Source organism: Enterobacter adelaidei (genome assembly GCF_041937165.1).
Classification (GTDB): Bacteria; Pseudomonadota; Gammaproteobacteria; order Enterobacterales; family Enterobacteriaceae; genus Enterobacter; species Enterobacter adelaidei.
This window is the reverse complement of the sequence record NZ_CP154353.1, coordinates 2,630,510-2,642,666: the sequence shown is the minus strand read 5'-3', so window position 1 is coordinate 2,642,666 and position 12,157 is coordinate 2,630,510. Positions and strand designations below refer to the sequence as shown.

Genomic DNA, 12,157 nt, shown 5'->3' with positions numbered 1-12,157 from the left:
ATTGTCTATATCATGCCGCTTATACGCCGCCTGCTTCAAGAGGCGGCGCACCGCGATGACCGGCTATAAGGATAGATGACGTGAAATTGAGATGGTTTGCTTTTTTGATTGTGTTGCTTGCTGGCTGTAGTTCAAAACATGATTATCAAAACCCGCCCTGGAACCCTGAAGTGCCCGTAAAACGGGCCATGCAGTGGATGCCGATCAGTGAACAAGCCGGAAAGGCCTGGGGCGTTAGTCCACGACTGATCACGGCGATTATTGCGGTGGAGTCCGGCGGTAATCCAACGCTCGTCAGCAAATCCAACGCGGTGGGGCTGATGCAGCTTAAAGCGTCAACGGCGGGAAAAGAGGTCTACCGTTACATGGGCTGGAGCGGGCAGCCGTCGACCAGTGAGCTGAAGAACCCGGAACGCAACATTTCGATGGGGACCGCCTACCTGAGCATTATGGAGCATGGGGTGCTGAAGGGGATTCAGGACCCGGAAGTGATGCAGTATGCGCTGGTGGTGTCTTATGTAAACGGTGCCGGCGCGTTGCTCAGAACCTTCTCCTCTGACCGGAAAGAGGCGATAGCAGAAATTAATGGCATGGACAAAGATGAGTTCTTTGAGCATGTAGCTAAGAATCACCCGGCACCACAGGCACCTCGTTATATCTGGAAAGTTCAGAAAGCGATGGATGCCATGTAATGCCGTACACGGGCGGCGGTTACGCTGCCCGACTTTTCTCACAGAACTTTATTGGCGCGTTGCCGCGCTTCCCGCTCCAGTGAATAGATAATACGCTGAAGCTCGCGCTCTGCGCCGGGCCCCACGTTAAGGAAACGGAAGCTCAGGCGTGGCGTAGTGATAGTCTCGTTTTTGCTGTCTACGACTTTGCGATCGCTGATGGCAATCAGCTGTGCATCAAAATAAAAGCGACCCCAGCCTCCCATATCCAGTTCTATCTGGGTAAAGCGCATGCCTTCAACCAATCCCTCAGGAGTCGCGGTATCCATCAGCGCGCCCATACCGCCCAGAGACAGATCGAAGAGGCGGAAACGGATCTCTTTTTTGTCAGGCATTTTGGCCTTACAAAAATAGGCTGGCTGAAGTGGAGCGCTGATGCGGAAATACTCACGACGCTGGACAAACCAGAGATTGGTGGGAAGAGGCGTAACAAAAGCAGGAAGCCCCTGGTATTCACTCAGTTCCAGTCGTGGCAGCACAAACTCAACTTTCGCACCCTGCGTTTCGGCCATCACTGCGATATTTTCCGCTTTCAGTGCGGCACGGTTTTCATACTCCTGACTGCCCAGGTCGATAACCAGCCGCTCCTGCGAGGCATCAAGGATCTTGCTGATGAACTGATTATTCGACCAACTGATGCGCAGCGGCACTTCGCCTTTTTGCAGGTCGCGTAATACCCCTAATACAGCCAGCGGATTTTGCTTGAGGAACTGCTCACTGTAATGACTCACGCCGGATGGCTCCTTGAAAGATGACAGACTGTCTTAGCGTTATCGGCAATCAACAATGAAACTTAATACAAACCGGTGAGTTTTTTTTGCCTGTTTAAGCAAAGATAAGTCGGTGAGATGAAAATGGTTTTCCGGCGATGACCTATACTTAAGTTAGCTGTGCAGAAGGTTTTCTGCGCACGCGTTAAACCTGCAAGAGGGCATCGCTATGGGTATCATCGCCTGGATTATCTTTGGTCTAATTGCCGGCGCTATTGCCAAACTGATCATGCCGGGGCGTGATGGTGGCGGTTTTATTTTGACCTGTGTACTCGGGGTCGTTGGTGCGGTTGTGGGCGGCTGGCTGGCGACGATGTTTGGCTTTGGAGGCAACATAAGTGGTTTCGACCTGCACAGTTTTCTGGTCGCTGTCGTGGGTGCCATTGTGGTGCTGGTCATATTCAGGTTACTGCGACGAGCATAAATTGACATAAACGGCTCTCTGCGGAGGGCCGTTTTTTTACCGGAGTATTGATTTGCTAATCTAAATGATAATAATTGTCGTTCCTAATTGTATCTAACAACAAGACGACATTATGAATACCTCACGTTTTGCGCTGTGCGCCCTGGCAGGTTCCGTCACGCTGGCATTACAGGCCCAGGCGATTGCCGAAGAATCCACCATCGTTGTTACGGGCTCAGAGCAGGGCAGCGCGCTACCGGCCTGGACGAACAGCGCCACGAAATCGGCCGTTGCTGAAAGTAAAACGCCGCAGGTCATCACGACCCTCTCTGCGCCGGAAATAGAAAAGCGTCACGCGAATTCGGTGAATGAAATCCTGCGCTATGCCCCGGGCGTCTCAACGGAGGTACGGGGGAATACCTCCTATATGAGCGAATATAAAATTCGTGGCTTTACCGTTGACCAGGAGTTCTACAACGGGCTGCAACTACCCTATAACGTCACCGGAAACACCAAGGCGCGCATCGATCCGCTGTTAATAGACAGCGTTGATATCCTGAAAGGTCCCTCATCGGTCCTATACGGCGGCGGTTCGCCGGGCGGGCTGGTGAATATTCAAAGTAAAAAGCCGCAGCGAGAAGCCCGAACTGAGGTCGGTTTTAACACCGGGAACCGTAATCTGAAAGAGGGCTATCTCGACTCAACCGGACAAATTGCCGGCAGCGACTGGAGTTATCGTCTGCTGGGTAAAGCGACGGAAAATGACGATCAGCCGCACACTACCCGGTATGAAAACTACCTGATTGCCCCATCTGTCACCTGGCAACCGGACAGTAAAACCCGCCTCACCCTGGATGCCCTGGCGCAAAATACCCCGAGCCTGACGCCGTCTAATCCGTTGCCGCTCGCTTACCTGCGCTCGAAATACGCGGGCAAACGCGATTACGCCGGAGATGAGTGGAATGGATTTAAGCAGCGTCAGTGGATGTTGGGCTACAGCTTCGAACACGAATTTGACAGCGGCTGGGGCTTTAATCAGAAAGCGCGCTATTTCGACGTTGATACCCACCAGCGCAGCGCCTACGCGACAGGGACAGGAAGCGAGGTATACCAGCTCAACCGCTTTGCCTACACCACCGATGAAGACCTTAAGAGCTTTAACATCGATAACCAGGTGACCAAAACCGTTACGCTGGGTGACTGGAAACACCATCTGCTGGCCGGGTTTGACTATCAGAAGCTGAACTCCCATTTCCACTATCGCTACGCGTCGGCCACGCCGGGTATGGATATGCGTCATCCTGACTATTCGCAGATCCAGGAAAGCGCGCTGGGGCTCTACACCGCCCAGAAAAACCGTCTCAGCTACCAGCAAAACGGTTATTACCTGCAGGATCAGATGGAATTTGGCGGCCTCAACCTGCTGGGCAGCTTGCGCTACGACGATTACCGCTCCGTCACCACCAACTATCTGCAAAACGGCGATAAAGCCTGGGTATCGCAGGACCGCGTTACCAAACGCCTGGGGGCGCTTTACGCCTTCGACAACGGGATTTCGCCATTTATCAGCTACTCAGAAGGTTTTGCGCCGGTGTCACCGCAGGGAACGCTCGTGGCGAAAGACGTCAAACCGACCACCAGCAAGCAGGTGGAAGGCGGGGTAAAATATCTGCTGGCCGACTACGCCACCACCTTTACCGCCTCGGTGTTTAACATCCGTCAGAAAAACGTCGTCACCTCCGATCCGGGCTTCCTGAACTATCGTCAGACCGGGGAAGTGGAATCAAAAGGGGCAGAACTGTCCGCCATCAGCCGTCCGATGGAAAACCTTACGCTGATTGCTAACTATGCCTACACCCACGCGATCAATACGGAAGATGACAAGTACAAAGGGAAACGTCCAACGCAGGTGCCGGAAAATGCCTTTAATCTCTGGGGGGATTACACCTTTGAGAACACGGCGTTGAAAGGGTTGATGCTGGGTGCGGGCGCACGCTACACCGGGCCGATGGAAATCTCTCCGGCTAACTATGCGGGTAAACTGGGTGGTGCAACGCAGTACGATCTGGCGGCTTCGTACCGGATGGGGGAAATTATGCCTTCGCTGGCAGGGCTGACGCTTAAGGCCAGCGCACAGAACATCACCAACAAAGAGACGCTAACCTGCTACGACGCGACCAACTGCTGGATTGGGCGTGACAGGACGTATCAGCTAGGGGCGAGTTACAGTTTCTAAGCAAAGCCCGGTGAGTACAAAACGTAGGCCGGGTAAGGCGTAGCCGCCACCCGGCAATACTCACTTACTGCGCCGTCGCTTTCACCGGTGCCACCTCATCATTTGCCGCAGGCTGATTTTCCGGCACGCTGTCACACGGTTTCGCTTTCGGACACACCCGATCCAGCATTTTCAATGTCACACCGTTACTCCAGCCGAAGCCGTCCTGCAGCGGATACTCGCCTCCGCCGCCACCGGTCCCGGTTGTCGACACGTCATATTTCTCGACCAGTTTCTTTTCGCGGTCGTAAGTATGCTGAACGTTCTTCAGGAAGCGCCAGGTTACCTCCATCGAGACCTTCTCTTGCCCGTAATTCTGCAGACCTTCCGCGGCCACCCACTGCAGCGGGGCCCAGCCGTTTGGCGCATCCCACTGCTGACCACTGTTGATGGTGGTGGTGGAAATCCCGCCCGGTTTCAACAAGCGAGACGAGGTTGCTGCTGCCACTTTGTCGGCCCGATCCTGTGCCGCCGCCTTCACGTAAAGTGGGAACAGGGCTGCCGCCGTGAGTTGATTACGCACCTTTTTGCTCTTGAGATCGTAATCGGCGTACCAGCCCTCTTTATCATTCCACATATGGCTCTCAATGGCTTTCTGACGCGCGGTTGCCAGCGTTTCGTATTTGCTTGCGCTGGCGGCATCGCCACTCTCCTGGCTTGCCCGCGCCAGCAGTTTTTCCATCTTAAACATCAGGGCATTCAGATCGACGGGCACAATGCTGGTGGTCCGGATCGTGCCGAGCTTTTGCGGATCGTCCATCCAGCGGGAGCTAAAATCCCAGCCCGAAGCCGCAGCGGAACGCAAATCACGGTAGATCTCCGTCGCGGGACGGTTAGGGTTACTTTTGGCGGTATTCACATCGTCAAGCCAGGACTCCGGGCGCGGAGTATCGCGGTCATCCCAGTAGCGGTTGAGAATAGTGCCATCGTCCAGTTTCACCACCCGTTTACTGGCTTGCCCCGGCTGAAGGGCATCTACGCCATCCATCCAGTAAGCGTACTCTTTCTCCATCTGCGGACGATATTTCTTCAGCGCATCGCTGTCATGGGTTGCCAGCAGCTCAACCATCATTGAGAAAAACGGTGGCTGGGAGCGGCTCAGGTAGTAGCTACGGTTGCCGTTGGGAATGTGGCCGAAGGTGTCAATCTCATACGCAAAGTTATCCACCATGTTGCTGATTTTGTCCCAATGATTGCTTTCCGCCAGGCCCAGCATGGTGAAATAGCTGTCCCAGTAGTAGACCTCACGGAAACGCCCGCCGGGCACCACGTAAGGTTTGGGTAACGGCAGAAGGGAATCCCATTTGTTGCTGGCTTTATCCGTGGTGCGCGTCAGTACGGGCCAGAGATCGTCAATGTGCTCACGTAAACTTTGTCCAGCAGGCGGAACATATTTTTCCCCTTCCGCAGGGAGCGTGAAGTTCATCTCGACAAAGTGGCGTAAGTCAAAGCTGGACTGCGTGTGCTGCATCCGATAATCCGCCAGAATCATTAGCGGGTCGCTTTTGGGGACGGCATCAGCGAAGGTTTTCTGATCGGGAAACAGTTTGGCACTTTGCACATCATTGAAAAGAGGGCCCAGCAAAATATCAGGTGAGGTTGTCTGGGTCGCGGGGCTATCGTCGGCATAACCCAATGTCGTTACGCCGAGCAGCGCGCCGCCTAACGCAAGGGGCAAGAACGCAGGGCGTAGTGTATGAGGTCTTATCATTAGTTCGTCTCCTGTCTTCACTAAACAGCGTGACCGCTGTTGTCAATCACCTGAAAACCTTAGACGAATATTGCCTGCTTCGCGTTAAATATTGCTGTTCACTCAGGCCTCTTCCGGCGTCTGGCTGGTTTCCCGCAGCGTGCCCGGCGCATGTCCAATAATGCGCTTAAATGCCCGGCTAAATGCCGCCAGAGAGCCGTATCCCAGCCGCAGCGCGACGGTTTCAATCGGCTGATTTTCGTGTCGAATGTACTGAATGGCCAGCCTCATCCTCAGCTCGCTGAGATATTTTGCCGGCGTAGTTCCCGTCGCCGCCAGAAACCGTTCTGCGAATACAGAACGGGAAGTCCCCGCTTCTTTTGCCAGGTCTGCCACGCTCCAGTTCAGGCCAGGCTGCTGGTGCATAGCGTAAATGGCGCGGCTCAGGCGTGGGTCGCGCAGTACCTGCACCCAGCCGGTGGCTTTGCCACAGCCGCCTTCAACCCAGCCACGCACGATTAACGCTGCTACTACGTCGGCCAGCCGCGCAAGGATCCCTGCGTACCCGGCCTGACGCGCCACGGATTCCCGCTCCATCGCCGCCAGCAACGGATGGATCTCCGGCCAGGTGGACATCAACCGGCTGACCATCATCACTTCCGGCATCGCCTTGATCAGCGGCTGCATCCCGCCCAGCTCAAAATCCATGCACCCGCTAAAGATGATGGTGTTCTCGTTTTCCGGGCAGGGCTCGCAGGTGATGGCACACACCGAGCTGCAGATGGGCTCGCTGGGAAAGGCGTTAATGGGCGTAATGGTCGCCTGCTCGTCTGAGAGCAGGGCATGGGAATTGCCGGCAGGAATAAAAAGGGCGTCACCACTGCTCAGTTCGAACGTTGTACCGCTCTCCATTCGCAGCAGGGCGCTACCGTGGCTTACAAAATGAAACTGCGCCCTACCGGGTGCCTGATGGAACGCGACGCCAAACGGTGCACTGGCCTGGATGCGCCGGTATTTCACACCTGACAGGCGCATGCCGCGTAAAAGTTCGCTGATCAGATCGGGTGACTGTACGGTCATGGCGCAACTCCGGACGAATAATCAATAAGTGGAGATTATATGTCATAGATCGTCCAGGGTGAACCTTCTATGCTTTTGCGACAGTAGTCACATTTTCATAACGGGAGAACAACAGATGAATTCATGTGTCGCGGCGAGAGAGGCCATCGCGCCTGCAAAACCCGCCTGGCGAGCGGTCTATTCACTGGGGCTGGGAGTGTTTGGGTTGATTACGGCAGAATTTCTGCCCGCCAGTTTGCTGACGCCGATGGCTGCGAGCCTGGGGGTAAGTGAGGGGATGGCCGGTCAGGCCGTAACCGCCACCGCACTGGTGGCGCTGGTCACGGGATTGCTGATCACGCCGGCCACCAAGAACATCGACCGCCGCTGGGTATTGATGTTTTTCTCCGTGCTGCAAATCATCTCCAGCCTGCTGGTGGCTTTTGCGCCCAACCTGCACGTCCTGCTGATGGGGCGCTTGCTGCTGGGGGTTGCCATCGGCGGATTCTGGGCGATGTCGACGGCCACGACGATGCGTCTGGTTCCTGCGGATAAAGTGCCGAAAGCGCTGGCGGTGATCTTCTCCAGTGTATCAATTGCCACCGTAGTTGCTGCACCACTGGGAAGCTATCTGGGTAGCCTGATCGGCTGGCGTAACGTCTTTATTCTCTGCATTCTGCCAAGTATGCTGGCGCTGCTGTGGCAGCTCTGGGTGCTGCCTTCCATGAAACCGGAGAGCAGCGGTAGCCTGAGTACGCTGTTCCGCGTGCTGCGTCGTCCGGGGATGATCGGCGGCATGCTGGCGACCATTCTGATCTTCAGCGGCCACTTTGCCTTCTTTACCTACCTGCGTCCGTTCCTGGAAACAGTAGGGCAGGTAAGCGTTGAGAGTATTTCACTGATCCTGCTGGGTTTTGGACTCGCCAATTTTGTGGGCACCTCTGTCGCCGGGCACCTGCTGGCACGTAATCTGCGCCTGACGCTGGCGCTGGTACCGTTTGCGATGGGCGTACTCGCCCTCACGATGGTGGCGTTTGGTCATCTGGCGATGCTGGACGGGTTCCTGGTTGCGTTGTGGGGCTTTGCGTTTGGTCTGGTTCCGGCGGGCTGGTCAACCTGGCTTGCTACCACCGTTCCGGATGAAGCCGAAAGTGCAGGGGGGTTGCTGGTGGCCTCAATTCAGCTGGCAATCAGTGCGGGTGCGGCCGGGGGCGGGGCGGTATTTGACCTCAACGGTGCCAGCGGCGTATTTGCCGGAAGTGGTTTCCTGCTGGTGACGGCGATGGTGATTGTGTTTATGGGTGTAAAAGTTAAAGCAGAGTGAGTGCTTTCCCTCTCCTTTGGGAGAGGGACTTATCGGGTGTCCATCGTTCTATGCTGTCGCTCTTTCATTCCAGGTGTCTTTAAACATGATGTTCCCTTCGCAATATTTCCATTCAATTGATTCATAGCGGAGTTCGACTTCTTCCATGTGCGCACTCGCGATACCTAATGGATGCAATACTGGCGAAATCCTCGTTATCTTGACGTTTTCCAAAGTGATATGGAAGTATTCGCGCTCAATACCGGCGTCATCAATTTTATACATTTTTATTAATGCAGATTTGAATGTTTTGCCTGTGCATACAGCACGACATAAATAGGGTGTGATGCGGTCTATTTCCTTTTCAAAGGTAATTGGAACATGAAGGCGTGTCCCTGTCAGTTTTCCCGTGTTGGAACAGGTGGGGATCCAGACCGAGTGGTTAAACGATTTTAGTTCGGTAGAGCCCAATCTTGTAGGCATTAAACATTCACCAATAACGGGCGCGTTATTTTCATCAGTAAACCATATATGTGCTGGAGTAGGCATATTTCATTCCTTTCCCTGGTAAAAAAAGACAATTGAGTAAACGACGAGCACAATGACGCCAATGATTCCCATTGCAGTCAGGTCATCTTCGATGTAATTCACGACTAGCATGGCAAGAATAAGGATAAATAATACTATCCCATAACCTAAAATATCGTTGATGATATCTTTAATAAAGCTTATAAAAAATTGCTTGAAAAATTTGCTTATGGATTTCCACATTATTTCATCATCGCTTTCAAAGTATCAATGATTTCATGAGAGGATGCAGTATTTATATTAAGATAACCAGATTTCATTATTACAGGTTCTACCAGAAAGTACATCATTTCGAGATCTTCCATATATAGTGCATGGTAAAATTGTGGACAGAGATTTTTCAGGTTATTTGCGCTATCTGCGGCATGCTGAACTATTGCATAAGCATTTAACGCCGCCAGACCCCAGCCAGTTTTGTTCGCAATTTTTTTCATTAAAGCGTTTTGAACGGCTGTATTTACTTTGTTGCCATAACAAATATAGGATGCCAGGGCATAAACTAAACCATTTTTAGATATCACTCTAACTGAATAGTTGGATGTAAAAGGTGTGACTTTTTCGAGAGTATATCTTATTTCATTTTCACTCTTGTTTTTAAACAATGTCATTATGTATATTTTAATTATACGGAAAATGAGATCTCTTTTCTTGATTAACTGTATAATACCAAGCAAAAATCTTTGATCTTCTGAAGCCAAACGTTTACAGACATCCTGGTAATTGTCTGTAAAGCAAGATGTATAATAAAGCAAGCGCGTGGTAGCATCACCAAGATTGTTTAAATATTCTATAGCACCATCCTTTACTCCCGCGACGGCGCGATCGAGTCTTACTGCGAGGTCCTTATCGGATCCAATTATTTCTATAATTTCCTTGCTGTAATACATAATATGTTCCTGTTGTGTACAGGGTTTATCATGGTCTACGTTATCGTCTAAGGACAGTGATCGTACTCTCAATTTTAAAAGTAAAATAAAGAATAACTACTAACCTATTATCTAAGTTAATCGATGCTTATTTATAATTGATGCGATGAATTGGAACTTGTTGAATATTAATAAGATTATCTTGAATTATATATTCAGCGAGGAGAGGGTGATATTACAGAATGATGACATAATTTGCAGACCGGGTAAGCGTAAGCGCCACCCGGCATTAAGGTAAGATTTACAACCCTTTCTTATCCATCCACAAAGCCAGATCTACCAGGCGGTTTGAGAATCCCCACTCGTTGTCATACCACGCCAGGATCTTCACCATATTCCCGCCAATCACCAGCGTGGAAAGCCCGTCGATAATTGAGGAGCGTGGGTCGCCCTGGTAATCGCTGGAGACCAGCGGTTCATCGCTATATCCCAGAATACCTTTCAGTGGCCCGCTGGCGGCAGCGTGACGAAACGCGTCATTCACCTCTTCAACAGTCACGTTACGGCTTAGCGTTACCGTTAAATCCACAATCGATACCACCGGAACCGGCACGCGCAGGGAGTAGCCGGTCAGTTTACCGTCCAGGGAAGGGATGACTTTCCCCAGCGCTTTTGCCGCACCGCTGGAGTACGGAACGATTGACAGGGCTGCAGCACGTGCCCCGCGCAGATCTTTTTCAGGCTGATCGTGCAGCGCCTGACTGTTGGTATAAGCATGGGTCGTGTTCATCAGACCATGTTCAATCCCGAACTGTTGATGTAGCACTTGCGCAGCCGGAGCCAGGCCGTTAGTGGTACAACTCCCGTTACTTACGACAACATGCCGGGCAGGATCGTACTGCTCGTGATTGACCCCCATCACTATCGTCAGATCATCGTTTTTTCCGGGAGCGGAGATGATAACGCGCTTAGCGCCACCGTGGGTGATATGCACAGCCGCTTTTTCCCGTTCAGTAAAGAAGCCGGTGGCCTCAATTACCACGTCAACACCGGCATCACGCCACGGAATATTCGCCGGGTCGCGTTCGCTATATACGGTAATTCGCTGACCATCCACCTGCAACGCGCCGTCAACTGCTTCAACTGGAACCGGCAGGGTACCGAGAAGGGAATCGTGTTTGAGCAGATGGGCGAGGGTTTTGCTGTCCGTCAGATCGTTAATGGCCACAATCTGCAGATCCGCGTTGCCCAGCGCCGCGCGCAGGAAATTACGTCCAATACGGCCGAAACCGTTAATACCGACCTTAACCATGGTGCACTCCTTATCTGTGTTGTCTGGAGTCACTGTAGGCGTCAGGTCGAATGGCGTAAACGACAAAAAAGGATCAGATTACGCCATTTTCCGGCAATGAAAGCGCTGGCGGTACTCACCCGGTGTGAGGTGGAGCTGTTTCTCAAACACGCGTCGCAAATTAATACTGCTGCCAAACCCGGTTCGCTCAGCAATAAGCTCAAGGGGATCTCGGGTCTGCTCCAGCATCTGTCGGGCGGCAGCCAGACGCGCTTCAGTGACGTAGCGGGCCGGAGAAACCCCGGTCTCACGAGTAAACACACGGGTGAAATTGCGCGGGCTCATCGCCGCTTTCCCGGCCAGATTTTCCACGCACAGGTCTTCCGTGAGGTTTTGCAGGATCCAGGTTTGCAACGCACTGAGCGGCCCAGAATCGCCGGGTTGCTGAAGGCTATAACGGCTGAACTGCAGTTGCCCACCGGGGCGGCGCAGATACATCACCATATCCTGCGCCACGTCGCGGGCGAGGGTAAAGCCATAGTCATCTTCCACCAGCGCCAGAGTCAGATCGAACCCGGAACTTACGCCGCCAGAGGTCCAGACAGGACCATCCTGAACATACAGCGGACCACTTTCGACCCTGATAGCCGGATACTGGGCTTGCATTGTCTCCAGCAGCCGCCAGTGGGTGGTCGCGCGACGACCATCGAGCAATCCCGTCTGGGCCAGCAGCATCGCACCGCCACAAATTGACGCTATCCGCCGCGCATGCGGCGCAGCCAGGTGCAGCCAGTCCACCACAGCGGTGCTTTCCTGTTCATTCATACCGCGACCGGTGATGATAATCGTATCCAGCGGTTCACGCGGGTCCAGCTCCGGCAGACGGTAGTCTGCCAGCAGATTCAGGCCAGACTGACCGTGGATCACCTGATGGGGCTGAGTGGTGGCGATGATAATGCGATAGCGGGGACGCGAAATACCTTCCGGATGCAGTCGATTGGCCTGCATCAGAATGTCAGCGATACCGGCGGCTTCAAACAGCATGCCGCCGTCAGGAACGATAATCAGGATCTTTTTCATGTCCTGAAAAGTACCTTTATTGCAGAATAAGTCAAGCGGCGGAGCCTGCCCACGTTTCTGGCAAAGCAATGCGATTTAAGTTCTTTGTTATTTCAGACGTT

11 protein-coding genes are annotated in these 12,157 nt (G+C 52.9%); 4 read left to right on the top strand and 7 right to left on the bottom strand.

The features are described 5' to 3' along the window. Positions 1-80: 80 nt before the first annotated feature. Positions 81-692 (top strand): membrane-bound lytic murein transglycosylase EmtA, encoded by a 612-nt coding sequence (gene emtA, locus AAHF05_RS12855; protein ID WP_028018692.1) that lies wholly within the window; start codon positions 81-83, stop codon positions 690-692. 38 nt (positions 693-730) lie between these two features. Here emtA and AAHF05_RS12850 read toward each other — a convergent pair whose 3' ends face one another. Next, entirely contained in the window at positions 731-1,462 is a 732-nt protein-coding gene (locus AAHF05_RS12850; RefSeq protein WP_028018693.1) for a flagellar brake protein, read from the bottom strand. A 208-nt stretch (positions 1,463-1,670) separates the two neighbouring features. Here AAHF05_RS12850 and AAHF05_RS12845 point away from each other — a divergent pair, with 208 nt between their 5' ends. Continuing rightward, a complete protein-coding gene (locus AAHF05_RS12845) occupies positions 1,671-1,925 on the top strand; it encodes a GlsB/YeaQ/YmgE family stress response membrane protein (RefSeq protein WP_049008565.1) in 255 nt (84 codons plus the stop codon). A gap of 112 nt (positions 1,926-2,037) precedes the next feature. Then, positions 2,038-4,140, top strand: coding sequence for a TonB-dependent siderophore receptor (locus AAHF05_RS12840; RefSeq protein WP_129323396.1), 2,103 nt, complete (start codon positions 2,038-2,040; stop codon positions 4,138-4,140). A 64-nt stretch (positions 4,141-4,204) separates the two neighbouring features. On the opposite strand, the gene AAHF05_RS12835 is transcribed toward AAHF05_RS12840, so the two are convergent. Both AAHF05_RS12835 and AAHF05_RS12830 read right to left on the bottom strand, forming a co-directional pair. Continuing rightward, a complete protein-coding gene (locus AAHF05_RS12835; protein ID WP_129323397.1) occupies positions 4,205-5,890 on the bottom strand; it encodes an alpha,alpha-trehalase in 1,686 nt (561 codons plus the stop codon). A 102-nt stretch (positions 5,891-5,992) separates the two neighbouring features. Beyond that, complete coding sequence (locus tag AAHF05_RS12830; RefSeq protein ID WP_129323398.1) at positions 5,993-6,949, bottom strand: AraC family transcriptional regulator; 957 nt, start codon at positions 6,947-6,949, stop codon at positions 5,993-5,995. 115 nt (positions 6,950-7,064) lie between these two features. Between AAHF05_RS12830 and AAHF05_RS12825 the strand changes: the two genes are divergently transcribed. Continuing rightward, complete coding sequence (locus AAHF05_RS12825) at positions 7,065-8,252, top strand: MFS transporter (RefSeq protein WP_129323399.1); 1,188 nt, start codon at positions 7,065-7,067, stop codon at positions 8,250-8,252. 48 nt (positions 8,253-8,300) lie between these two features. Here the strand turns inward: AAHF05_RS12825 and AAHF05_RS12820 are convergent, their stop codons facing one another. The 4 genes from AAHF05_RS12820 to AAHF05_RS12805 form a co-directional block, all read right to left on the bottom strand. After that, on the bottom strand, positions 8,301-8,780 hold the full coding sequence (locus tag AAHF05_RS12820) for a type VI secretion system tube protein TssD (RefSeq protein ID WP_129323400.1): 480 nt from the start codon (positions 8,778-8,780) through the stop codon (positions 8,301-8,303). Positions 8,781-9,001: 221 nt separating this feature from the next. Then, complete coding sequence (locus AAHF05_RS12815) at positions 9,002-9,706, bottom strand: hypothetical protein (protein WP_129323401.1); 705 nt, start codon at positions 9,704-9,706, stop codon at positions 9,002-9,004. 280 nt (positions 9,707-9,986) lie between these two features. Beyond that, positions 9,987-10,997: a type I glyceraldehyde-3-phosphate dehydrogenase gene (gene gap / locus AAHF05_RS12810; protein WP_129323402.1), complete on the bottom strand. Its 1,011-nt coding sequence runs from the start codon at positions 10,995-10,997 to the stop codon at positions 9,987-9,989. 78 nt (positions 10,998-11,075) lie between these two features. Continuing rightward, the gene (locus AAHF05_RS12805; protein ID WP_129323403.1) at positions 11,076-12,056 is read right to left on the bottom strand and encodes a GlxA family transcriptional regulator; all 981 of its coding nucleotides are present in this window, start codon (positions 12,054-12,056) and stop codon (positions 11,076-11,078) included. Between the last annotated feature and the right edge of the window lie 101 nt (positions 12,057-12,157).